This is a genomic window from Vibrio sp. 970, from assembly GCF_033339075.1.
The window spans coordinates 189,071-212,529 of sequence record NZ_JAWOTW010000005.1 but is presented as its reverse complement, the minus strand read 5'-3'; the positions used below and the strand labels follow the sequence as shown (position 1 = coordinate 212,529).

The 23,459-nt window shown below is 41.1% G+C and carries 21 protein-coding genes; 9 read left to right on the top strand and 12 right to left on the bottom strand.

Annotation, left to right across the window (positions count from 1 at the left end):
- Nucleotides 1-21: 21 nt before the first annotated feature.
- The 12 genes from R7Q11_RS09820 to R7Q11_RS09765 form a co-directional block, all read right to left on the bottom strand.
- The gene (locus tag R7Q11_RS09820) at nt 22-702 is read right to left on the bottom strand and encodes a cytidylyltransferase domain-containing protein (RefSeq protein WP_017634976.1); all 681 of its coding nucleotides are present in this window, start codon (nt 700-702) and stop codon (nt 22-24) included.
- Nucleotides 703-704: 2 nt separating this feature from the next.
- Nucleotides 705-1,340 (bottom strand): HAD family hydrolase, encoded by a 636-nt coding sequence (locus tag R7Q11_RS09815; RefSeq protein WP_054701124.1) that lies wholly within the window; start codon nt 1,338-1,340, stop codon nt 705-707.
- On the bottom strand, nt 1,324-2,934 hold the full coding sequence (locus R7Q11_RS09810; protein ID WP_225466409.1) for an aldolase catalytic domain-containing protein: 1,611 nt from the start codon (nt 2,932-2,934) through the stop codon (nt 1,324-1,326). Before R7Q11_RS09810 ends, R7Q11_RS09815 begins: the two co-directional genes overlap by 17 nt.
- Nucleotides 2,935-3,037: 103 nt before the next feature.
- Nucleotides 3,038-4,312, bottom strand: a complete 1,275-nt coding sequence (gene waaA / locus R7Q11_RS09805) for a lipid IV(A) 3-deoxy-D-manno-octulosonic acid transferase (RefSeq protein ID WP_149192301.1) — start codon at nt 4,310-4,312, stop codon at nt 3,038-3,040.
- Nucleotides 4,306-5,361, bottom strand: a complete 1,056-nt coding sequence (gene waaF, locus R7Q11_RS09800) for a lipopolysaccharide heptosyltransferase II (protein ID WP_225466408.1) — start codon at nt 5,359-5,361, stop codon at nt 4,306-4,308. The genes waaA and waaF overlap by 7 nt, the downstream gene beginning before the upstream one ends.
- Nucleotides 5,358-6,080, bottom strand: a complete 723-nt coding sequence (locus tag R7Q11_RS09795; RefSeq protein ID WP_225466407.1) for a glycosyltransferase family 25 protein — start codon at nt 6,078-6,080, stop codon at nt 5,358-5,360. The genes waaF and R7Q11_RS09795 overlap by 4 nt, the downstream gene beginning before the upstream one ends.
- Nucleotides 6,077-7,063 carry a lauroyl-Kdo(2)-lipid IV(A) myristoyltransferase gene (gene lpxM / locus R7Q11_RS09790; protein ID WP_132936695.1) on the bottom strand — a complete coding sequence of 329 codons (987 nt, stop codon included), beginning with the start codon at nt 7,061-7,063 and terminating at the stop codon, nt 6,077-6,079. Before lpxM ends, R7Q11_RS09795 begins: the two co-directional genes overlap by 4 nt.
- 126 nt (nt 7,064-7,189) lie before the next feature.
- A complete protein-coding gene (gene rfaD, locus R7Q11_RS09785; protein WP_005379462.1) occupies nt 7,190-8,131 on the bottom strand; it encodes an ADP-glyceromanno-heptose 6-epimerase in 942 nt (313 codons plus the stop codon).
- Between the two features lie 148 nt (nt 8,132-8,279).
- Nucleotides 8,280-10,472, bottom strand: coding sequence for a YjbH domain-containing protein (locus tag R7Q11_RS09780; RefSeq protein WP_225466406.1), 2,193 nt, complete (start codon nt 10,470-10,472; stop codon nt 8,280-8,282).
- Nucleotides 10,469-11,227 carry a capsule biosynthesis GfcC family protein gene (locus R7Q11_RS09775; protein WP_225466405.1) on the bottom strand — a complete coding sequence of 253 codons (759 nt, stop codon included), beginning with the start codon at nt 11,225-11,227 and terminating at the stop codon, nt 10,469-10,471. Before R7Q11_RS09775 ends, R7Q11_RS09780 begins: the two co-directional genes overlap by 4 nt.
- A complete protein-coding gene (locus R7Q11_RS09770) occupies nt 11,224-11,904 on the bottom strand; it encodes a YjbF family lipoprotein (protein WP_225466404.1) in 681 nt (226 codons plus the stop codon). The genes R7Q11_RS09775 and R7Q11_RS09770 overlap by 4 nt, the downstream gene beginning before the upstream one ends.
- A 69-nt stretch (nt 11,905-11,973) precedes the next feature.
- Nucleotides 11,974-12,192, bottom strand: coding sequence for a hypothetical protein (locus R7Q11_RS09765; RefSeq protein ID WP_031780921.1), 219 nt, complete (start codon nt 12,190-12,192; stop codon nt 11,974-11,976).
- Nucleotides 12,193-12,595: 403 nt separating this feature from the next.
- Between R7Q11_RS09765 and R7Q11_RS09760 the strand changes: the two genes are divergently transcribed.
- The 9 genes from R7Q11_RS09760 to R7Q11_RS09720 all read left to right on the top strand — a co-directional run bounded on the left by R7Q11_RS09760 (nt 12,596) and on the right by R7Q11_RS09720 (nt 23,387).
- Nucleotides 12,596-13,114 carry an outer membrane beta-barrel protein gene (locus R7Q11_RS09760; protein ID WP_017820722.1) on the top strand — a complete coding sequence of 173 codons (519 nt, stop codon included), beginning with the start codon at nt 12,596-12,598 and terminating at the stop codon, nt 13,112-13,114.
- Between the two features lie 64 nt (nt 13,115-13,178).
- The gene (locus R7Q11_RS09755; protein WP_225466403.1) at nt 13,179-15,881 is read left to right on the top strand and encodes an SLBB domain-containing protein; all 2,703 of its coding nucleotides are present in this window, start codon (nt 13,179-13,181) and stop codon (nt 15,879-15,881) included.
- 52 nt (nt 15,882-15,933) lie between these two features.
- Nucleotides 15,934-16,836 (top strand): Wzz/FepE/Etk N-terminal domain-containing protein, encoded by a 903-nt coding sequence (locus R7Q11_RS09750; RefSeq protein ID WP_042522616.1) that lies wholly within the window; start codon nt 15,934-15,936, stop codon nt 16,834-16,836.
- On the top strand, nt 16,829-18,121 hold the full coding sequence (locus tag R7Q11_RS09745; protein ID WP_042522617.1) for a hypothetical protein: 1,293 nt from the start codon (nt 16,829-16,831) through the stop codon (nt 18,119-18,121). Before R7Q11_RS09750 ends, R7Q11_RS09745 begins: the two co-directional genes overlap by 8 nt.
- Nucleotides 18,108-18,920, top strand: a complete 813-nt coding sequence (locus R7Q11_RS09740) for a glycosyltransferase family 2 protein (RefSeq protein WP_054579398.1) — start codon at nt 18,108-18,110, stop codon at nt 18,918-18,920. Before R7Q11_RS09745 ends, R7Q11_RS09740 begins: the two co-directional genes overlap by 14 nt.
- Nucleotides 18,921-18,930: 10 nt before the next feature.
- Nucleotides 18,931-19,764 (top strand): glycosyltransferase, encoded by an 834-nt coding sequence (locus R7Q11_RS09735; RefSeq protein ID WP_042522619.1) that lies wholly within the window; start codon nt 18,931-18,933, stop codon nt 19,762-19,764.
- A gap of 97 nt (nt 19,765-19,861) precedes the next feature.
- On the top strand, nt 19,862-21,172 hold the full coding sequence (locus R7Q11_RS09730; RefSeq protein ID WP_042522620.1) for a flippase: 1,311 nt from the start codon (nt 19,862-19,864) through the stop codon (nt 21,170-21,172).
- Nucleotides 21,169-22,245, top strand: a complete 1,077-nt coding sequence (locus R7Q11_RS09725; protein ID WP_042522621.1) for a nitroreductase family protein — start codon at nt 21,169-21,171, stop codon at nt 22,243-22,245. The genes R7Q11_RS09730 and R7Q11_RS09725 overlap by 4 nt, the downstream gene beginning before the upstream one ends.
- A complete protein-coding gene (locus R7Q11_RS09720) occupies nt 22,245-23,387 on the top strand; it encodes a polysaccharide pyruvyl transferase family protein (RefSeq protein ID WP_054579397.1) in 1,143 nt (380 codons plus the stop codon). The genes R7Q11_RS09725 and R7Q11_RS09720 overlap by 1 nt, the downstream gene beginning before the upstream one ends.
- Nucleotides 23,388-23,459: the final 72 nt, after the last annotated feature.

Genomic DNA, 23,459 nt, shown 5'->3' with positions numbered 1-23,459 from the left:
GTAATGTCTATTTACCGATGATCATTTATTTTTCTGTAACCACATAGATTCAGCGAAAGTAAAGTCCTCTGGCCAATCTATATCAATTGAGCTCTCTGCATCCTGTATGTACATCGAAGGCTTTAGTCCAATTCGATCATTTAGCTTTTTGTAGTTTTCTACACTATTTAAAAAGACTGAGCTATCGATTTCATAAAGAGGTTCAATTGTCTGAGTTCTAGGCCATTTTTCTATATTACGATCGTAGCTAATTGGCTTATCTTTATTCCAAATAAACCCACGTAGTTCTTTGACCGTCATTAATGAATCATAACCTTCCGTGAGTGCTTGATTATACTGTTTGATAATAGCGCTATAACCTGACTCGTCTAAGAATGGTGAGGTTACATGAGTCCAAAGTACGTGACCCGTAGTAATAATCGAAGGAACATATCTAATAAGATCATCAGTGCTTGTTGAACTTGCCCCTAGGTGCTCTGGGCGTTCATCTATTCGTATGCGAGAATCTTTATATGTTGAAGCGAAATCCAGTACAAAGTCATCGTTTGAAGATACGACTATCGAATCTAGGTCAGTTATATTGATTAACTGATCCAGTTTGATTTTTAATAACCCACCTTTTACACCTGCAAAGTCTTTGGTATTTTTGTTTGGGATACGTTCACTGCCTTTCCGGCATGGTAGAAAAACATGGACACTCATGCTTACCAACTCCTTAGAATATTGAAACCTTCACTTTTTGATAAGCTTTCAAGCTCTTCTTTTACATTTGAAAAAGGAAGATAGCCAAGAAAATCAATATTATTCTCTTTGGCTGCGTGAAAGTCTGATAATGCGTCACCGATCATTAGAGCCGCGCCTGAAGACTCCTTTAGGATGGTTGCAACGTTATCTGCTTTCGCGGTAGGTGATCCTAGAATTAACGTAAAATATTGCGCCAGCTCTCTTTTAACAAATACTTCTCGTAATTCGTCTTGAGCAGATCCACTCGCTACATAGAGTTTGGCTGGGCAATCTGTAATTGCTGCAATAAAATTAGGCGTCAGTTGAGCTTCCATGTATAGCTCTTCACACTGCTTTGAGTAGCAGTTTAGTATACGTTCGTACAATGCTTCATCTGCATTTGTGATGAAATGTTCAACAAAGTAACTCACATGATGAAAACGCGATTTGCCAAAATTAGCTTTAAAATAAGTGCAACACTTATCTATTTCGAGCTCTGATACTTGGGCCATGCGTAAAGCATTACGCATGGCATCAATTTTGAGGTTATTTGAGTCTAGGATCACGCCATCGCAGTCAAAAATAACAGTATCATAGCCATTAAATAGCGGGTGCATAAATAGACCCTGCTTTTACTGGATAAGTGGTTGGGGTTAACGCTTGAATTGATGTACTTCCAAACTGCTGACTAACCATGCTAAAGATCTCATTCATTTCCATTTGGCGTCGGTCAGTCACATCATAACCATCAAAACCAACGAGAGATATCTTCTGCGCTTGACCTATAAAAGCGATACATAACGCATATGCAGCGGTATTATCATACGGTAGTGTACAGTAGTTTTTATGGGCGGTGAGAGTATCCTTCTCTATGGTGCTACTGTAATCAATCATAGAAATATTACTAAATTTATTTAGCTCGTCTTCGTCAAAGCGGTTCTTTGGCAAAAATACGGGTTTGGCTACCTCTGAGTAATGGCTGCTTTCTGACAAGTATTTAGAGTTATGAGATACAGCAAAGTAATCGAAAAGCTCAGTGTTAATCTCATGCTTTGTATTGATGCCAATTACGATAGGCTTTCGAGTCTTAATGTATGTCTCGATCGCGACTCTATGTGTTGCAGCATTAGGCGTATTAGTGACCAGTAAAATTTCTTTTCCTGAAAAGATCCCTGATAGGTCTGATTGGCTTTCAGTTGGTTGGCTTATTTTCCCTACAGTAAGTGCTTCTTCTAAGACATCACCATTATAGCTTGTCGTACCTTCTAGCTTTTTTAAATGCTCGATAGCACCAACAATTTCTTCTGTTCCGTAATTAGGATTAGAAAGCATATTCTGAATATAAGTTGGGTGAATATCGTTTTTGGCTCCCAAGTAATATAGAAGGCTTGAGCCCCAACCGTATCTTCTTTGCATTGGCTCAAAATGGCGAATAACTAGTTCATATATTGCTGTTGGCAAGTATTTATCTAGTCCATCAAGTTCGGCGAGCAGGTTTTCGGTCTGGGCGTTCCCAGCGCCTCGTCCCATTCCGGTAACGGTCACATCCAACCATGTAACACCATTCGAACGAGCTGTCATCGTATTAGACATTGCTTGACCCATGTTGTTATGGGTGTGGATGCCAATGTCGCCATCCCAGTTTTGCTTTACAATTTCGGCAATGCGAGTGACTTCTGCACTATCCATATTACCGAGAGAGTCAGCAAAATAGATGACGTCAGGGTTTGCTTTTGCTACCGCCTGTACTTTTTCCGCTATAACCACGGATGGTTTTCCGCCCGCTTGCATCAGATTTAAGCCAACGATATACCCCATTTCTTTGAAAGCTTTAATCATGCTTTCACACTGCTCTGCTTCATTGAAATGTGCCGCGATACGAACGAGATCAACTTTACTTTCTTGTGCTGGTACAAAAAGATCATTGATGGCAGCGACAACAGGTTTACCCGCATCTAGCAAAGTTTTTGCGTCAACCATTACGCCGTATGTCGGACCTTTCGGTAGGTGTAGCGTGTTTAGAAACTCTTCAGTCGTATAAGCAAATGGACCACTGTAAACAGACTTAGGATAGTTACGAAGCCCTAACTCAACATAATCAATTTTAGCTTTTGCAACTGCTGTGAGGTAAGCGTCAACGACTTCTGGTGAAAAGTCCCAGTGGTTATAGTAGCCACCATCGCGAAGAGTACAGTCTAAAATTTTTTGCATAATGGATATTCTTTTTAAGTTAAACAGGTAAAGTGCTTAGTACAGTAAAACATACAAGCTTAATAGTAAAAGTGAGGTATTTATCAAACTAATTGTTAAGTTATTACTTATCACTTTGGGGGAGTAAGCTCATTGTTCGGTTTAGAGCGCCTTGATTGGATGAGGCCCATTTATTAGCATGCAAAGCTCGGAGTAAATATTTATCTTGTTGAGAAATGATCTCTGTAGTCCTTAGGGCAAGGGTCGTTGAGTCTGGCACAATTAAGATACCATCCACAGCTAGTAAGTTTTCAACAATCTCCTTAAAGTTGAAATAGCTAGGGCCAGTGATTATGACTTTTTCTAACATGGCAGGCTCTAGCACATTGTGCCCACCAACCTTATCTCCAATTAGGCTTCCACCCATAAAGCAGATGTCCGCTGCGCCCATCAACGTTAGCATCTCACCCATTGTATCGCCGAGATATACTTGAGTATTCGTCTCTACTGCATGCGTTGAAGTACGACGCACAGTTTTAAATCCTTGCTGTTGGCAAAGCGTGAATACATCATCAAATCGTTCTGGATGGCGAGGAACCAAAACGAGTAAAGCATTTGGATGAGATTTTAAAACTTGTCTATGTGCATCTAATACCTGTTCGTCCTCGCCTTTGTGGGTGCTAGCTGCAATCCAAATCGGACGATCGTTTCCAAGTTGGGCTCGAAGCTGCTGTCCTTGCTGTTTCACTTGCTCTGATATTTGAATATCGAACTTAATCGAGCCAGTAACGGATAGTTTCTTTTTCTCAACGCCTAAGCGTTCGAAGCGCTCTGCATCTGAATCCGTTTGGCAGAGTACTTGAGTTAGGCATGGATGAAGCTGGTTAAAAAGCCGCTGTATTTTGGCGTAGTTCTGACACGATTTTTCAGATAGGCGCGCATTCACGACAGTTATAGGGATACCCGCTTTGTGAACATTGTGAAGCGTGTTTGGCCACAGCTCAGTCTCAATGATCAACATCTGTTTTGGCTGCACTGCTTTAAGAAAACCTTTGATAGCGAACCCAAAGTCAATTGGCATATAGCGGTGTTCAATTAAATCACCCAACTTAGCAATCTGTTCAGCTCCCGTACTTGTTGTTGTTGTAACTAGAATAGATTGTTCGGGGTTTTGTTCCTTAAGGGCTTTAATTAAAGGTGTTGCTGCTATGCTTTCACCAACAGATACGGCATGTATCCAAATAGGTTTGTCGTTGCTTTTTAGCTTGGGAGTGATACCAAAGTGCTCTTTCCAGCGAGAGCCGAACTTAGGCTTATTTGGTTTGCTCTTGTACAAACCAAATAAAAGTAGCGGTGACGCTAGGGCGAGTAGTAAGGTATAAACAATACGAACTAACATGAGCTTATCGTAATGGCGTCAAATTTTTGGATGCTATCTAGCACTTGCTTAGGCGAAAGTTCTGTCAAGCACTTGAGGTGTTTGTATTGACATTCACGCTGGAAACAAGGGCGACAATCAATATCGGTATGAACAATCTCCACTTTTTCTGCGAGTGGGGGGGTGTACTTCGGTGAAGTTGAGCCATATACGGCAACAACATTACAACCAACCGCAGCTGCCACATGCATTAAGCCTGAGTCATTCGCGACAACAGTCTTACATGCAGCAAGTAGGTCGACCGCTTCAATTAAGCTGGTTTGGCCTGCCAGAACATGAATGTGCTCATGGAATTGCGTCGGAACAAGTGCGCGAATATTGTTACAAGTCTCTAAGTCTTTTTGAGAACCAAACAACCAGATTTGATGCCCAGATCGAGCCATTTGCGTCGCAACTTCAGCGTAGTGTGTTTCGGGCCATTTTTTTGCAGGACCAAACTCTGCTCCTGGGCACAGTCCAATGATTGGTTGGTCTTGCGTTAAGCTGAACTTTTGGATCGTGGCTTGTTGCTCTGCTTCGTTGATTGCAAGGCGTGGGCGAGGTAAGGTTTCAAGTCCGCCAAGAGAGTTAGAATCCACCATTTCTGCTTTTGGATAAGCTAACGCTACATAGCGCTCTACCATGTACTGAAAAGACTTCATGTTAGGGCGTAAGTCATTCAATAAACCATAGCGCATTTCGCCCTTCCAGCCAGTACGAAGAGGAATGTTTGCAAACCATGGGATCAGTGCTGATTTTGCTGATTTAGGCAAGATATAGGCGTGGTCATATTGCTTTTCACGTAATGATTTACCAATTTCCCTGCGGCCTAATAAGTTAAACTCACCATGACCGATAGGCATTTCAATCGCTTGATGGATTTCTGGCATACGCTCAAGAATCGGTTTACACCATCCTGGAGCGATAACGTCAATTTGGCTATCTGGATGGCGTTGCTTTAATACGATATATAACGATTGCGACATTACCATATCGCCGACCCATGCAGGGCCAATGACTAAAATCTTCATGCTTTGTTTTTCCAGTATAGGAATTTCAAAATTGACTCATAAGTTCTAAAAAGTTCAGCGTATATTTTATTCGCAAGAGTCATTTTGGATTTATCTTTTCTTTTACCACCAATCGTCGAAGCAATCTCTGCTCTAGTAAAGAGATCTGGAGACACGCTGTAAACTTGAACACCATGTCTCCATGGTTTTTCCATGTAGTCATCGACTGGTTCAATAAACTCTTGAGCATGCATAACAAACTTTGAGGCTGCTTTAGGTGTGACGATATAAGCGGTGGTACCACAAGTGCCTGCTGAGTATCCCCCTAGCATATGATTATCATCAATAGGTACGATTGGGGTGAATACACGCTTCTGAGTGGCAGACAACTTGATGTAGTCATAATTAGAAGTCAATGGAAGGGTATGTTCGAGTACTTGCTTCAGCCCTTCGACGGGGTCGATGTTGTCTTCTAAGATGACGATCGGTTCATCAAGCTCAACACAGCGAACCCACAACTCGTAATGGCTTGCAAAACAGGCGACTTCACTGGTTTTTAATTGATACCCTTTGCGGCGTAGAGTAATGGTAGGACGACTTTTTTCTGAATGAAGAAAACGGTCAACAGAGCCATCTATTGCATCAAAAAATTCAAACGTAATGCCTTGTTGTTTTAACTTTTCTTCAATACGTTCTCGGCGATCTAGCGATCGAGCCAAGCTTACGACAAATACTTTCACTGCACTTTCCAGTCGCTGTTATATCTTGGTTTAAACAAATTGTAATAGTTATTGCCGTCTTCTTGAGAGTGCAGCAACTGTAGTACCCACATATATTGTTCGGGTTTATCACCGACAAAATATTCAATGGCTTCATTACAGGTACGAGCGTCTTGCTCTTCGCCTTTATCCAGCTCAAACGCTGGTAAAATCTCAATATCAAACGTACCATCTTCAGTGTTCATCGACGCAAATAGAGGCAGTACTTTTGAGCGTGATAGTTTCGCAATTTTGCCTAAACCAGGTAGCGTTGCTTTACGTGTTGCAAAAAAATCCACAAACACACTATGCTCTGGGCCGTGATCTTGATCGGGTAGGTAATACCCTACATAGCCATCTCGAATGGATTTCAGGAAAGGCTTAATGCCACCTGAGCGTTCATAAACACGGCCACCGTATTGGACTCTTTGCTTGTGCATTAGCCAGTCAGCAACATCATTCTTTTGTTTCTTCGCCATTGCAGAAACTGGCATTCCCATTGACGCGAGCAAGATAGCAGGCACATCAATTGCCCAAGAGTGGGGAACCATTAAAATCACATTTTCGTTGTTATCAATGTGCTGTCGTAAAATGTCTAGGCCGCGAATTTGGCAACGGTTCTGAAGCCATTTTGGTGAGCGTAAACTTAGTAACCCGAAGCGAAAAAAGAACATGGCTGCTGTGTAGAGTGTTTTTTCTATCAAAGTTTCACGTTCTTGGAACGACTTTTCCGGAAAACACAGCTCAAAGTTAACCCTCGCTCGGTGAGCTGGACCTTTGTGGGATTTACACAGTTTTTTGGCTATGGTTTTCGCTAACCACTTTTGTAAACCCAGAGGCATTAATGATAACGGTAAAAATAAGATAACACCTAACCACGTGCCCCAGTACTTAGGCGACAGAAAGTGGCGCTTAAACTCAGGGTTATATGCTTTAGGGTCGAAGTCATCACGTTTTATGGTCATGGCGTGTCTAGTTACCTATTCGTGTGCGGGCGAAGTGGTTTAAATGAGAAAAAGATAGTTAGGAATGATACAGGCTATTGCACTTGAGTAAAGGTGGCAGGTTATGGTTCTACCACCTTGTGGTGCTTAACTGTTTTGGATAGTCAAGTATTCGGCAACGCCTTCTGCAACTGTCTTGAATTCAACATCACAACCTGCGGTGCGCAGTTTGGTCAGATCCGCTTGTGTGAATTCTTGGTAAGCGCCTTTTAGGTGCTCAGGGAATGGGATGGTTTCAATTTGGCCTTTGCCATGATGCTTGATAACTGCTTTTGCTACCTCTTCAAAAGATTCAGCACGGCCAGTACCACAGTTAAAAATACCTGATACGCCGTTTTCTAAGAACCACAGGTTTACTTTACATACATCACCAACGTAAACGAAGTCGCGTTTGAATGATTCGCTGCCCGCGAACAATTTAGGATTTTCACCTGCGTTAAGTTGGTTGTTTAGGTGGAACGCAACTGATGCCATGCTACCTTTGTGGTCTTCACGTGGGCCATATACGTTGAAGTAGCGGAAGCCGGTGATTTGAGAAAGGGTCTCACCATGCTCTTCAGCGTCTTGCCATAGGCGACGAACGTAGTTATCAAACTGCTGTTTCGAGTAACCGTATACATTCAGTGCGCCTTCGTATTCGCGTTCTTCAACGAAAGTCTCCGTATCGCCGTAAGTGGCTGCTGAAGAAGCGTATAGGAATGGAATCTCGCGATCTAAACAGTAATGCAGCAGCTCTTTAGAGTACTCGTAATTGTTTAGCATCATGTACTTACCATCCCACTCAGTCGTTGCAGAACAAGCACCTTCGTGGAAAATTGCCTCAATCGGACCAAAATCATCGCCCGCCATAATTTGGGTCAGAAAGTCGTCACGATCCATGTAATCTGTGATGTCCAGATCAACTAAGTTCTTAAACTTTTTGCCATTTTTTAGGTTGTCGACAACCAGGATATCGTTAATACCAGCTTCGTTTAGTGCTTTAACAATGTTGCTGCCGATCATGCCAGCGCCACCAGTTACGATGATCATAGAACTTCCACCATAGATTAAAATTTTCTCAGGAATTCTAGCAAGAAACGAAAAGTAGCGCTATTGGAAGCAGGAAGATAGGTTTTAGTCTTCTATGACTCAGTATCTAGATATGAAAAAGGGAGCCGCAGCTCCCTTGATTACTTTATTATTCCACATCCGAACGGTTAGGTCTTTGGTACCAAGGATTTCGTTCGTCGGTTAACTCAATTAAGCTGTATTTGCGGCCGAGCTTCTGCCCTCCGTCACGAGTAAGAGGCTGCCAACTAAAGTTCGCACGATTGTTACTTGGCTTAACGGTCATGATGTCAAACGGAATCGACAAGTAGAAACCTTTAGTAAAGCTACCTTCACCAAATTCGTCCGCAGACAAGTCTGTAAATGAGGCAAAGGCACCAGCAATTACGCCACTCTTGAACTGCTTAGAAACATTGATTTGTGTACCAACATCACCAGCTAGGAACTGACCAACATCGACTTGGATCATCAAATCTTGTAGGAATTCCCATTGAGGGTAGTAGTACCCAGATACAAAACCAGTGAAGCCTTTATCAATAACTTGGAACGGACGTCCATATTCTGGCACGTTTTGCCATTTCTCATCGTAAACACCGAAGTAACTTTGTGGATCACGTTGAGAAATTACGTTGACGTCTGCGCCAATCGCCCAGTTAGCTCCTTGTGGACGGTAAAGAAACTCAGTACCGACTCCAGCAAACATGCTCTCCAGATAACCCGCGTAGAATTGTTGATCCATGGTATCGGAATACTCTTGGAACCAAGTCAACTGTAGGTTTGACATGGTTATAGCATGTTCATTTTGGTAAGCGCGGAACATGGTGCGAACACGAGGAACGGTAGTGCCATCAGGTGGAGTGACATAGATAAACTTATCGTAGTTGTTATACCAATCCCAGTATAACGAACCGCCAATTTCAAGGTTGTCCGTTAGCCAGTATGAGGCATTACCGCTTAGCCCTACACTAAAGAGATAGAAATCTTCAGCGTTTCCGAGAGTTTGAACAAGCTTAGGTGCAAAGCCCCAATCAAAACGTTTAAAACCATCATAGACAGATTCTCCACTTGGCTTATTGCTAGCTTTTGCGGTTGCATCTTCTATTTTGGGGTTGATGTAATTAACTTGGGCAAAGTCGCGATATTTCTCCTTGGAAATAATCGTTTGTTCGCCGACTAAGCCTCGGCTGCGTTCATTGATCGCATAGGTATCAATATCGTCAGGCATTTCATTGTGAAGTACAGCCGCCGCTTTTTCGTGTGCCTCTGTACGGTCACGATATTTCTTCTGCTCACCAACGACAGTTACTGTATTGTTATCAACATAAACACGCGTGTTTCGATAACCAGCAATTTTGTCTAAATCTTCTGTTACACGTGCCCAATCAACATCAGACAGTTCTTTGGGTTGGTTATCTTCCACTTCCGGGGTTGGTGTGTCTCGCCAGAATGATGGCATGTCATTGAAATTAGTGTTTAGCGTTAAGCCTGCTACTAAAGTATCGCCGCGTTCATAACTTAAACGAAAATCGGCCATGCCTAGACGGTAGAGGACACCAAAGTTCCATGGTGTGTGGGGCTTCATATCAACATCTGCGCCCACAACTGCATAGTCTGTAGAATAGTCATTGCTGTCGTACTCAACTTTAAATCGTAAAGGAGCGTGCAACGTCTGGAACTCTATACCACCAAATAAAGCCGCAGGCCCTTTGAAAGCTCTGTCAAAATTAGTTGTTCCTCCAGAATCAAGAAACTCTTCAGAACGTTCACAGAATTTGTCTGATGCTTTGCAAAATGGATTGGTTATATTGTCTCTGGTTCCCAAGTAGCCCCAGCCCATACCAAGAGTAAAATCGAATGTTCCAAAATGAGGAGCTGAGTATCGTTTGGTCGCGGCAATATATTCTGCATCAAATAAGCCAGTACCAGCAAAGTCTCGTACCCCTAGGGCGATTTCTGGTATGTATTCAGATTCTTCCCATAATCTAAATTTAAAATCTATTCCCTTGTCTGTGTACTCATTGTCTACATCAGGAAGTGATGTTGAGTATGGCAAGTCTTGAACTCGAGTATATCGAATAGTTGTCTCTAGCCAAGGCAGTACCTGCAAGGTGACGTTGTAAAAAAGGTACTCATCACTACCTGTTACAGAAAAGTTAAATTCCCCTTCAGGAGCCATACGTCCGGTTGGCATCTGCATTAAACCAACACCACCAAAATCAGATTGAGAAGGCTGTAACGAGGGAGCCTCAAAGGGTATATCTTGAGCCCAAACCAATGCAGGGCCCATTAAAGAAAGGGTTAAGCTTTTTCTAATTGGCATCATTGTGGTCTCTTTGTGGAGTTTGGTATCAATTGAGTGAGTAGGCGGACAATATCTTGGTCCATTTCGGAGTATTCAAGATCACCAAACGGAATATATACCAATGTCAGAGGTGGTAAGTAATATTGTGTCGTTAACCAAGCTCCGTGATGCGGCTTAACTACGTGACCATCTGGGTAGATCAACACTGGCGGTGTTGATAACGCACCAATGTTATTTTTCAAATTCTCTATTTGTCTTTGCAAAGGGATGCCTGCTTGCGCCTTAGCGGAATACACGCTACTTAGGTTTCCTAAGTAATACACTTTTTCTTCGCGTAGAGGGCTAGCGAGCAGGTAATCGCCGCGCAACAGTGGGTTGTCGAATTTATCTAGTCGAATTTTATCAACATCGATCGCAGACAGTAAACGCGGTGCAAAGCTTTGCTGCTGAATGAACTTGTAGAATGGATGTGCGACCAAATTGTGTTGAATCATTTGATTGAGCACCGAGTTCTTTAAAGCGGTAGAGGTTTTCTCGGCGCGTTCCGATTTATCAAACAAAGTGGTACCAAGAGAGTATTGCAGAGAGACGCTTTGCTCCCTAGCAAGTGCTAACACACTTTCTAAACGAGCCGGCCCTTGAAATTGTAGCCGTTTGCCTGCTTCTAGCAATTCAACATTTAATGGTTGCATAGCAGAGGTTTCTGTTTGAGCGAAGCTAGGCATGCTCAAAAGCGGCATGACCAAACCGAATAATGTGAGTAGTTGCTTGCTCATGATTTGCTATATCCCTTCAAAATGGTTAACTCAACCGGAATCATATTTGGCCCTAGGTGTTGTAAGGTTTTAACGACCTGACCCTGTTCATTGACCCAATAGTAGTTTTCGACCGATTGAGAAAGACTGCTAAACTCAACAACTTCTTTATATACGTTGGTCATAGTGCTAGAAATAGGTGTTGTTAACGTTTCTTGGCCTGAGTAAGAACGCGTTATATTTGCAGGAAAGCCATAACGGTATTGTGTTGCCCAATCGTATGAAAGTGTGTAGTTGACAGAGGTTGAGTCTAAAGAAAAATCTGGAACGTCACCGTAAACACCTGCTAAGTCCCCACTCTGTAGACCAATCGTTTTGACGATATGCCCACTCTCTGTAACGATCATAGCTTTATCTGCGCTTACCCATTTCAGTTGTTTTTTGCCGCTGAGTTGGTTTTGTTCCGCAAAAGCTAAAACAACAAACACCTGTTTTTGATTTCCAAGTTTCAAATAGGCACTGGCATATGGAATAGCATTGATTTCTTCTGGTGTCATCTCGACATCAATGTAGTTACCGTAGGCTTCTTGGACGGTTGCTGAAACATCATTGAATTTCTGTGTGCAGCCAAAGAGTACAAGGAGTAGTGGAAGAATGAGGAGTTGGCGTATCCATTTAGGTATTCGGAAGATATTCATTATTCCCTCTTACAAATAAAATCGCCCTGAGTCATTCAGGGCGATTAGCTTCTGTTCTACAAAACGAAATTAGTTCGAAGTAGAAGTAGAAGTAGATGTTGAAGTAGATGTTGAGTCGCTATCTGACGCTGCAACTGCTACTACAGTTACTGCTGCTGCTGCGCCTACACCTACAGCTGTAGTGCCAGTTGCTGACGCAGAAGCTGTGCCTGTTGAGCCTGCTTCTTCTGCTGCAAATGCAGTTGTTGCGCTTAGAGCCATAAGAATAGCTAGAGCTGTATTCTTCATTATTAATCCTTGTGTATCCGGTATAAAAACATCGATGTTTGGTAGCATAAAAATGCTCCAAATTATATTCTAGATAAAAAAGCCTTAGCATGTAAATAGTTTCTTATTTTGCCATGGCTTTCGATCTCATTTCTAACACCAGCGTGACATTGCGCGGTTATCTTGCTCCCTTGCTTGCTGATAAACTATCAAGAGTGCATAATTTGTCGGCCTATTTCCTCCAGAACTAGAGGTTTGGAGGAAATAGGTCGTTTTTACTTACACCATATAGAAAGCGATACAGTGGCTTACGCTCAACGCCTCAGGGCGGTAGCGTGCCAACTCTTCAGTATTTAATGGCCTGCATAGCACGCTTAACTTTGCTTTGGCAGCCCATATTATTACCAGTACTAGGGACTTTTACGTGATAAGAAAGCAGCATTGTTTGGGAATACTTGGTGCACTGGGCTTGAGCCTGAGTTCTTTTTCAGCGTCAGCCGATTTTTATGCTGGTGCGTTAGTGAGCTACTCAAATGCAGAATTGAAAAGCTCGTCTTCTGAGTCCGTAAAAGAGGGGAGTCCTTTCCTTCTTAGTGCGCAAGCAGGGTACTTCTTTAATGACTACATTGGTCTCGAAGGACGTTATGGGACATCAGTTCAACGTGACAGTGGTCTTGCCGTTGATAGCGCTTTGAGCGGCTTTGTTAAGTTGAATATGCCGGTTTCAGAGCGAGTTGCACTTTATGGTTTAGCTGGGTATTCAAGCGTTCAGCTTGATCTACAAAATGTAGGTTCTCACAAAGAACAAGGATTTAGTTTTGGGTTAGGTATGCACTACGCTTTAAATAACCAAAGCGCGGTGATATTTGAGTTCGTTGATAACGTCTCTGAAGACCAAGTTCGCCTTAACTCGATTACATTGGGTTTTCAGCACCGTTTCTAATTTAAATACCTAGAGCTCAAACTTGGGGCTAGGGTCTTTTATTCAATTATTATAGTGACATACCATGTTTAAAGGATATTTCTCTATTGCCGCTTTTATATTGGCAAGTACGTCTGCGTCTTATTCAATGGCACAAACACCCACTCCAGAACAAATGAAAATGTTTCAAAACCTACCCGCCGACCAACAAAAGGCCTTGGCGAGTAAGTATGGTTTCTCCATTCCTTCTAGTTCATCTTCAAACAAGTCTCCCTACGAAAATCCGCAAGTAATCCAACCTAGAACTGAAGCTAGTAGCGCTGTATCTTCCAATATCGAAGAACAATGGCTCAAAAAAGGTGAGCAGGGAGAGCTTAAACGCTTTGGTTTAGATCTTTTTGCTGGTTCTCCAAGCACCTTTGCTCCGATCAGTGATGTTCCTGTGCCAGCAAATTACACCGTGGGTGCAGGTGATGAAATCATTGTGCAGTTGTTTGGTAAGGAGAATGAAACGCATCGTTTACGCGTAAATCGTGCGGGCACAATCAACTTCCCCTCACTTGGGCCGGTAAATGTTGCTGGCATGCACTTTTCTGATGTTCGTGACTCTCTGACGCAACGTGTAAAAGAGCAAATGATTGGTGTGCGCAGTGATATCTCATTGGGTGAATTACGCACCATGCAAGTGTTTGTAATGGGGGATGCATATAAGCCTGGTGCCTACACGGTTAGCGCATTAACGACAATTTCACAAGCTATTTATTACAGCGGCGGTTTTGGTGAAAGTGGGGCGCTGAGAGATATCCAGCTAAAGCGTGATGGTAAAATCATTCGTAAGTTGGATATGTATGACCTTTTACTAAAAGGTGATGCAAGTAATGATGTGCGCTTGCTACCGGATGATGTTGTTTTAATTGGTTCTGTTAACGATACAGTGTCTATAGAAGGTGAAATCAACCGCCCTGCAATTTATGAAGTCAAGCAAGGTGAAACATACCAGCAACTTATTCAGATGGCTGGTGGTTTTACTGCGAATGCCCATGTCGAGCAATTGGAGATAAAACGCTACGCTTCACATGGCGCTCGTGAGGCTCTGACGCTTGATTTCAATAAAACGCAAGATCGACAGAGTAAAGTTAAAAATGGCGATGCCATCAAGATCTTGAAAAAAAGCGAAGAGCTTACTCGTTACGTACAGATAGAGGGAGATGTTCGTCATCCTAGCTATGTGGAATGGCGCAATGGTCTTCGTGTTGCTGATCTTTTCAAATCTGTTGACTCAGCTTTTAATTCTACAGCTGATGTTAACTATGCGGTTGTGGTTAGAGAGATTAATCCGCAACGTGATATTGAAGTGTTCCAACTAAGCTTAGCCAACGCAATTCTATCACCAGGTAGCCAAGACAACCTCCAGTTACAATCACGAGATCGTATATTGGTTTTCAACCGCTTTAATAACGAAGACTTGGATACATTGGCAACACAAGAGGCTGTTTCAAAAGCAAAAACATTGGAGCAAGCGCAAGAGCAAGCTGAGCTGGAACAACAGAAAGAGCAAGAAGTGATGAGCTCTTCTGTTGCCGTTTCGCATTCAGCAAACGGTACGCTGAACAACCCGAGCACCACAGAGCAGGCGAAACCAGCTAAAATCATTTTCCGTGGTAAAGAGATTACAGAGGAAGACTTTGAAAAGCTGAAGCAAAATACTCGTCGCACTTTACTTGCCCCTGTCTTGTTACAACTTCAGCAACAGTCTCGTTTGGGACTAGCCCCTCAAATTGCTGAAGTCTTTGGTGAAGTCAAGCACCCAGGGCGTTATCCGATTACTCCAAGAATGACGGTATCAACGCTTATTGAAGCAGCTGGTGGTTTGACTTACAACGCATTTACAATTAATGCAGAACTAGCACGAACTGCGATTAATAGTGCGGATGAACGTGCTTATATTGATGTTGAACGTATTGATCTGCGTAAAGCAATTCAAGGCAGTGCTTCGGACGATGCAGTTATCGTGGGGCGAGATCGTTTGAACATCTTAGAAAAGCCAAATGTGAAGCTACAAAGCACAGTCACTTTACAGGGTGAAGTTCGTTTCCCAGGAACCTATACCGTGCGTCAAGGTGAAACCTTAAGTGAGTTATTGGACCGAGCAGGTGGTCTCACAGAGTTTGCTCATCCTCAAGGAGCAATATTTACGCGTGAAGCATTGCGTTTACAAGAGCAGAAGCTTTTAAACCAATATGCAGCAGATATGCGTAAAGAAACAGCGAAGAAGACGTTCCGAGCCGATAGTAATATGGGCTCTGTAATTTCAGACCCAGAAAAAACACTAGCATTTGTTGAGGAAGCAAGTCGCAGCAAAGCACTTGGCCGTATGGTGGTACAGTTAAATCGCATCTTAAAGGGTGAGCGTTCAGCAGATTTTATGCTAGAAGATGGAGACTTCCTTTTTGTCCCAACCTTCCGCAATACTGTATCGATTATGGGTGAAGTTCAGGTTCCAATTACCTACTTGTTAGACAACAAACTTGATGTTGATGATTACTTGAACAAAGCGGGTGGAGCTAAGAAACAAGCGGACGAAGACCGTATTTTTGTAGTGCGTGCGGATGGTTCTGTTTACAAGCCTTCATCAGGTTATTGGTTCGGAAACAATAAAGAAGGGTTAAAAGCAGGCGATACTATTGTAGTACCAATTGATACCGACTACCGTGATGCATTAAGCACATGGACTGCAGCAACGCAGATCCTTTACCAAACAGGTGTTGCTATCAACGCACTGAAGTAATGACTTAAGCCACTCAACAAGAGAAAGGGGGAGAAATCCCCCTCTAATATTAATGGAAAAGAATCAACTTGAACTAGATATTGGTGAGCTAATACGCTTACTTTGGCAACAGAAAATAATGATCGTTGCTATCACATTTATATTTGCGGTTGCGTCAGTGCTTTTTGCTATTTCAAAGCCAAATCTCTACAAATCTGAAGCTGTACTTTTTCCGGTAACAGACAATACGCCTAGCTCAACCGTGGGGCAATTGGGTGGTTTAGCTGCGTTAGCGGGGTTTGGTAGCCAAGACAGTTCCAAACAAGCTATTGCTTTAGAGTCCCTACGCTCAAGAGTATTCTTAGGAGCATTCATTGAACGTAGAGATATTTTGATCCCATTAATGGCAATCGAGCATTGGGATGCAGCTACTGGAAAAGTATATATTGACCCGGAGATCTATGACGAAAGTACAAGCACTTGGACAAGAGTTGTTAGTGACGGAAAAACACCAAAGCCAACCATTTTAGAGGCCACGAAAGTTCTTAATGAGTTACTCGTTATCGATTCAAATAAAACGAGTGGTTCAACTATTGTTTCTTTGACGAACCAATCGCCAGTTTTAGCAAAACAATGGCTTGATTGGCTGATCTCAGACCTGAACGAATGGATGAAGAACAAGGACATCAACCAAGCTAAGAATAATATTCAATACTTAGAGAAGCAGCTGAATCTTACAAACCTCTCTGAAATGCAGAATGTTTTTTATCAATTAATTGAAGAGCAAACTAAGAAATTAATGCTTGCTGAGGCACAAGAGAACTACATCTTCGATATTATCGATCCACCAGTGGTTCCGGAAGAAAAAGATAGCCCAAGTCGAGCTATTATTTGCGTTCTTGGTACGTTAATTGGTGGTATTCTGTCAATTATTATCGCACTAATACGAATTGCAATAACACGTAAGAATGCTTAGCTTAAATTTAGAACCAATGAAACGGCTAGAAGGGCATGTTTACTTATTCACTCTTCTAGCTCCTTTATCTGTAACTAAATGGAATAAAGTTGTACTTGTTGTACTTTTTCTTTCGGCTGCGTTGAGTGTTGGATATTATTTTCTTTTAGCTAGAAAGATTAAATTTGAAAAGTACTCACTGACCACATGTGGCCTTTTCTTAGCAGTGTTTTTAGTCTCGCTGTTTAGTATAGTGTTCAATCGAGATTACTTAGTCACTGAATATCTTAGAACTGTAATAATAGGGCGACTTTTCACCTTCACTGCTTTAGTGCTTAACTTACTTGTTATTCTCATGTGGTTACCAAGTGCGAATGAAAAATCAGTAAAGAAATTACTGTATTATGGCCTATTCACTACATTCACTTTTGTAATCTTAGGGTATTGGCAGCTTATAAGTAAGCAACTTGGAATTCCATTTTTCATTGATACACGAGATTGGATGCATGGTGTACCAGCAGCTTTGCGTTCTGTTTTCCCTTCTAGAATAACCTCTATTGCAGAAGAGCCAAACTTTCTATCCCCTATTTTAATGGAGTGTTTAATTCTTATTGCTCTATTAATTAGAAGCAAGTTCTGGAGTGTAGTTTTGCTAGGAATGACTACTATTATCGTTGTGTTGTCATTCTCCGGTGGGGCATACGTTAACTTCGCATTATTATGTGCATTTGTCTTTTTCTACATATTTTTAAAAACTGCGACAACTGGTAAAACGAGAATAAGTCATTTCGTGATAATGTTAGCAGTTGTATTTTTTATTGGTGTAATTGTCTACTTTGGCGCTCTCTTTCTTGAGTTTATTTACTATAAATTGCAGCATGAAGCTAGTGGTGGTTCTTCACGAAGCCAATTTATGATTTCATTTTCGAACCTAATCGCAGAGTCAAGTATAACACAGTTAATTTTTGGCCACGGGTTAGGGACAATGTCAGTCCTAGACAGTTTTGGTATGCGTAGTGAAGACTACCTATTCAGAATAACAAATAACTATGTTTTAGATATGTTTTGGGAAGGTGGAGCGATCGGTGTTTTTTTGATTTTTTCGTTTTTTACTGCATTAATTCTACCTGGCATAAAGCATGGATTTTTATCTCGATATTACTTTTTAGGGGCACTGATGGGGTTTCAAATACTTGTAACATCAAGTTATCGTTCTGAATATTTGAGTACCCATTTTACCTGGGCAGTATTAATTACATTATGTATTTATAAGTTGGCAGAGTTTAAGCGAAATGTTATCGATTGATGTGCTGATTAGCACGCTCAATAATGGTATAGAGCAAATTTACGATAATGAACTTCCCATAGTTGAAGGGGTTCAATATATCATTATTCATCAGACTTCTGTAGCTTATGAGCTTTCCAGTAAGATTCATAAGTTGCTCGAAAATAGGAGTGATATCAAATATCATCATATAGATACACTCGGCTTATCTAATAGCCGTAATGCTGCATTAGCAAGAGCGTCATCTGATTTGGTTGTATTTTGTGATGATGATGTTTACTTTTTAACTGACGCGTTCGATAAAATCAGAAGTGTCTTTGATATAGATGAAGAGATCGATATTGCAACTTTCAAAGTAGTTACTCCGGAAGGCGAACCCTTTAAAAACTATCAGTCAAAAGCATTTACCCATACATCAAAAACCTTGTTTAGAGTCTCCTCCATAGAGGTTGTTGCTAAAAGAGAGAGTTTACAGAAGGCTCGTTTATCGTTTGATACAAACTTTGGTTTAGGTAGTGGCTTACCTGCGTCAGAAGAGAATATTTTTCTTCTCGATTGTTTTAAAAGTAAACTAAATATCAAATACTTTCCTGAGTTTATAAATTGTCACCCTAGTGAAAGTACTGGTAAAAATTGGTCAAATAAAGCAATGCGATCAAGTAAGTTACCTTTTATGTATCGTTGTTTTGGTTGTCCGTCTTATCTTATATTCATTCTGTTTGCTATTAAAAAATACCCAGAATATCGGAAGGATATTGGTTTTTTTAAAATGATATCAGAGAATATTAAGAGCTTGAAAAAATATATTGAAGTTAGGTGAACGTCTCTAAATGAAGAAAGTTAGCGTTTATATTATTACTCAAAATCGAGCAGAGTTAGCAAAAAGAGCAATCCTCTCGGTGTTTGAGCAAACATATAAAAACATTGAAGTGATTGTCGTTGACGATGCATCAAAAGATACAACATCAGAGATGATTGCTGAATTGCAAGAAAGATATCCAATTACTTATTTTAAAAATAGTGAAGTAAAAGGTGCTTGTTTCTCCAGAAATGTAGCGATCAATAATGCAAGTGGTGAATTCATCACAGGTATGGATGATGATGATTATTTTACTCCAGAGCGTATTGCAACACTCGTAGAATATTATAATGATGATTATGCTTTTGTTTGTGCAAATATATTGGAAGTAACGAAAGAAGCGAAGACTAAGCGTAGTTTTGGCTTTGTGGAAGGAGAGTTTACTTTAAAAGAACTTTTGCATCATAACTTAGTCGGCAATCAAATTCTGACAGAAACGGAGAAGTTGAGAAGTATTGGTGGCTTTGATGAGTCTTTCCCTGCATTTCAAGATTACGATACTTGGGTTCGTTTAGTGGCGAAGTTCGGAAAAGCTCTAAAAATTTCTGATGCAAATTACTGTTTAGAGACTGATCATGGAGGAGAGCGGATTTCCTCGTCGAATACACGAAAACATCAAGGTTTTTTACTCTTTGTGGAAAAACACAGAGACAAAATGTCAAAAAATCACCTTAAATCGATGAATATTTTAGAGTTTAAAGTGCAAGGGAAACCGCTGTCATTCATTAATATGTTGAAAAATATCAACTGTGGGAACTATCGCTCGGCATTATCTTTATTTAAGAAAAGTTTTAACGGCGTTTGATTAATTCATTCGCCAAAGTTGTTTAACTCATAACACTCATTGAACCAGAAAGTTTATTGAGGGGTCTGTGAAGTTATAGCGCTCTCTAGGTATAAAAATGAGTTCAACAAAAAAAGCACTAAAAAACACAGCTTGGTTATTTAGTGAGAAAATTATTACACTGGCAATAACTTTTCTCATTAACATTTTTCTGGCGAGATACTTGGCGCCGGAACAATTTGGACAATACAACTTCATTGTTTCTTTCTTAGCTTTATTAGCGCCTTTTACATCGTTAGGGCTAAATGCATTAGTAACACGAGAGATTGTCAATGGACGCAGTCAATATGAAGTTCTATCTTCCTCTTTTTTACTCCGTGTTATCGGAGGAATTGCTGGAGCGATATTAGCAATTGTAGCTGTATTAATTTGGCAGAGCTCAATTGAACTTGTGGATCCGAAATGGTTGATTGTTGCAGCAATTGTCAATATATCCTCAGCATTTTATGTCATCGAGTTCTACTTTCAAGCTGAAGTTGCATCTAAGTATTTGGTTTTGGTTCGAGTTACAACACTGGCGATATCAAGCATTGCAAAGCTAGTCTGTATTTATATTAAAGCCGATTTAAGCTTCTTCATCTGGGTGTTTTTTGCAGAACTTGCTGTTCGAGGTGTGCTTTATGCGTCAAGTTATCTCTATTACAATAAACGTTTCGCTGAAGCTATCAAAGTCGAGCATGTTTCTTGGGATAAGCCCTATGCGCTTTCGTTGTTAAAACAGTCTAAATGGCTTGTCTTATCTGGGTTTATGTCAGTTGTTTATCTAAAAATAGATCAGCTCATGATTGGTCAAATGGTCGGAGCAACCGAGCTAGGTATCTATTCTGTGGCCGCAAGACTGTCTGAAGTATGGTATTTCTTCCCACTTGCATTAACCACATCGTTCTTCCCTCGACTTTTGAAAGCACGTAACGACCAAGTTAAGTATAACCTTCAACTTGAACAATTGTGTGGGATATTACTTTGGATGGCGGTAGTAATTGCGATTGCCGTCTCTTTATTAGGAACGTGGCTTGTCCCTCTTGCTTTCGGGGAGCCTTATGCTCCAGCTACTCCAATACTTACTATTCATATCTGGGCTGGTTGCTTCATATTTATGCGAGCCCTACTTAGTAAGTGGTTGATAGCAGAGGGGCTTTTAAAGTTCTCTCTCTTTACCCACGGTATCGCGGCCATCATCAATGTGGTGCTCAATTACGTTATGATCCCCAAGTTTGGCGGAGAAGGAGCAGCAATTTCCACACTGATTTCATATGCGAGCGCAAGCTATTTCGTTCTTTGGTTCCATCCCAAGACTCAAATTATGGCAGTAATTATGACCAAATCGATATTTATGCCGATAACATATTGTATTAGGAGTTTTAAATGAAAAGCCTGTTACTAAAGCTTTTGAACAAGAATACAAAAACTCGAATTAAAGCGTTAATTGAAAACACTAAAGCAGGGTTGATGCGAGTAATGTCCAAAACTCGTTTTACGTCTTCTCTTTACTACACGTTTTTTAGCACGGAGTTTTATCGTGAACACCAATCGGTTCTCAAAGGAAGTCTGCGGTATCACGATAATAATACCAAGGCAAAAGACAACCGAGTTCTGTTGAGACGAAATGTACACCGTCTTGAAAAGGGCTTGATTATGCGCCCAAGAAGAGATGTATTTGCTACTCGATACATTCAAGAAACCGTTGATGCTTTCGTTGTCACTTGCAACAACCAACAACTTAAAAAGGAAGAGTTGGATTGGTGTGTGAGCGTGCTTAGCTATTTCTTTGAAATTGCGGGTAAAGATAGTGATATTGATAAAGCAAAAGCTGATTACTTTGCGTGCTTAGAGAAACTTCAATCTCTAGATGAGCTAACGATGTGTTCAGTTCCCTATGCAAAAAACACAAGTGAAGTTTCAGAAATTACGACTGAGCAGCTAGAAAAATTGTTTAAACAACGCCGCTCGACTCGCTGGTACCTTGATCAGTCAGTTGAAATGGAAAAGATCGAGCGAGCAATGACAATTGCAAAGCAAGCGCCTTCTGCCTGTAACCGCCAACCATTTAAGTTTCATGTTGTAACCGACAAAGATATGGTGAATAAAGTTGCTGATACCGCAATGGGTACAGTTGGCTTTGGGCATAATTTTCCAATGATTATTGCGATTGTTGGAGACCTTTCAGCATATCCAGCAGAGCGAGATCGCCACGTTATCTATATTGATGGCTCATTGGTAGCAATGCAGTTCGCTTTGGCATTGGAAACAATGGAACTAAGCTCTTGTATGATCAACTGGCCGGATGTAGAAGACCGTGAAAAGAGACTTGAAAAATTGCTGGATTTGGATCCTCACGAACGTACAGTCATGTTAATGTCAGTAGGTTATGCAGACCCTGAAGGTTTTATCCCATTCTCTCACAAAAAAGACAACTCAGATTTGATAAAGGTAGTTAAGTAATGATCGTTGAAATTAAAGGTGTTCAATTTGTTAATAAAGGTGCAGAACTCATGTTGCACGCTGTTATTCAAAAATTGAATGAGTTTGATCCTAGTGCAGAGATTGTGTTGGCACCTAATGGCAATTCGCCATATAAAGCGCGTGCCGAGGTTAATGCTTATCAGAAGCTGTCTTTGAAAAAGCGCTTTTTGGACCTAAATGAGCTGTCATACTACCTACCGTCTAAAGTTAGAAAGTGGCTAAAAACTAATTGGGGTATTGTTACGGAAGCAGACGTTGACGTAGTGTTGGATGCATCTGGTTTTGCTTATGGCGATCAATGGCCCACCAAACACCTTGAAGCGGTAGCTAAAGAGGTTAAAAGACTGGTTAAGCATGATAAAAAGTTCATTTTTATGCCGCAAGCTTTAGGTCCATTCACTGATGCAGATAAACAAACAGCAGTGAAGGAGGGTTTTAGTGAGGCCACACTTATTTTCGCTCGAGAGCAAAGCAGTTTTGATGGTATTCGACCTCACCTTGAAGATACATCCAAGTTAAAAATTGCGCCTGACTTTACGAACCTTGTGAAAGGTGAGCTTGAAGAAGATTACGCGAAATACAACAACACTGTGTTTATCATCCCTAACTACAATATGGTAAACGAGCGCAACACCAATACTACCTGGAAATCACGCTACCTAGATTTCTTAGTAGAATCTGTTGATAACATTGTTGATCTAGGCTTTACGCCAGTACTGCTGAACCATGAAGGCAAGCACGATGGTGAGCTGTGTGAAAAAGTGCAAGCAACAACATCTCATCCGATTGAAATTATTCAAGAGACCAACCCTTTAAAAGTAAAAGGTTTGATTGGCTCAAGCCGAGGCATTATTTGTTCTCGCTTCCATGGTTGTGTAAGTGCATTAACTCAAGGTATTCCTTGTGTAGGTACGAGCTGGAGCCATAAATACGAGAATCTTTTTGCTGAATACAATCGTGCTCAATTCTTAGCAACACCAGAGTGGTCCAAAGAAGAACTTAAAGTAGCATTGTCAGACTCCATCAGCACAATAGAAGAAACGATATATACTGAGAAAATTTCAGAGTACAAAGCTCAAACAGAAGCAATGTGGGCTGAAATCTTTAAGAAAATTAAATGATAGCAATTATCCTCAGAAGTGTTCTGGGGATAACCTCTAGTTTAATTAACTTGTATAAGTATGGATGATTAA

Bases quoted from the DNA above. Each gene is read 5' to 3' on its own strand.
- R7Q11_RS09820 (WP_017634976.1), bottom strand. From the start codon at position 702: ATGAGTGTCCATGTTTTTCTACCATGCCGGAAAGGCAGTGAACGTATC.
- R7Q11_RS09815 (WP_054701124.1), bottom strand. From the start codon at position 1,340: ATGCACCCGCTATTTAATGGCTATGATACTGTTATTTTTGACTGCGAT.
- R7Q11_RS09810 (WP_225466409.1), bottom strand. From the start codon at position 2,934: ATGCAAAAAATTTTAGACTGTACTCTTCGCGATGGTGGCTACTATAAC.
- waaA (WP_149192301.1), bottom strand. From the start codon at position 4,312: ATGTTAGTTCGTATTGTTTATACCTTACTACTCGCCCTAGCGTCACCG.
- waaF (WP_225466408.1), bottom strand. From the start codon at position 5,361: ATGAAGATTTTAGTCATTGGCCCTGCATGGGTCGGCGATATGGTAATG.
- lpxM (WP_132936695.1), bottom strand. From the start codon at position 7,063: ATGACCATAAAACGTGATGACTTCGACCCTAAAGCATATAACCCTGAG.
- rfaD (WP_005379462.1), bottom strand. From the start codon at position 8,131: ATGATCATCGTAACTGGTGGCGCTGGCATGATCGGCAGCAACATTGTT.
- R7Q11_RS09780 (WP_225466406.1), bottom strand. From the start codon at position 10,472: ATGATGCCAATTAGAAAAAGCTTAACCCTTTCTTTAATGGGCCCTGCA.
- R7Q11_RS09775 (WP_225466405.1), bottom strand. From the start codon at position 11,227: ATGAGCAAGCAACTACTCACATTATTCGGTTTGGTCATGCCGCTTTTG.
- R7Q11_RS09770 (WP_225466404.1), bottom strand. From the start codon at position 11,904: ATGAATATCTTCCGAATACCTAAATGGATACGCCAACTCCTCATTCTT.
- R7Q11_RS09765 (WP_031780921.1), bottom strand. From the start codon at position 12,192: ATGAAGAATACAGCTCTAGCTATTCTTATGGCTCTAAGCGCAACAACT.
- R7Q11_RS09755 (WP_225466403.1), top strand. From the start codon at position 13,179: ATGTTTAAAGGATATTTCTCTATTGCCGCTTTTATATTGGCAAGTACG.
- R7Q11_RS09750 (WP_042522616.1), top strand. From the start codon at position 15,934: ATGGAAAAGAATCAACTTGAACTAGATATTGGTGAGCTAATACGCTTA.
- R7Q11_RS09745 (WP_042522617.1), top strand. From the start codon at position 16,829: ATGCTTAGCTTAAATTTAGAACCAATGAAACGGCTAGAAGGGCATGTT.
- R7Q11_RS09740 (WP_054579398.1), top strand. From the start codon at position 18,108: ATGTTATCGATTGATGTGCTGATTAGCACGCTCAATAATGGTATAGAG.
- R7Q11_RS09735 (WP_042522619.1), top strand. From the start codon at position 18,931: ATGAAGAAAGTTAGCGTTTATATTATTACTCAAAATCGAGCAGAGTTA.
- R7Q11_RS09730 (WP_042522620.1), top strand. From the start codon at position 19,862: ATGAGTTCAACAAAAAAAGCACTAAAAAACACAGCTTGGTTATTTAGT.
- R7Q11_RS09725 (WP_042522621.1), top strand. From the start codon at position 21,169: ATGAAAAGCCTGTTACTAAAGCTTTTGAACAAGAATACAAAAACTCGA.
- R7Q11_RS09720 (WP_054579397.1), top strand. From the start codon at position 22,245: ATGATCGTTGAAATTAAAGGTGTTCAATTTGTTAATAAAGGTGCAGAA.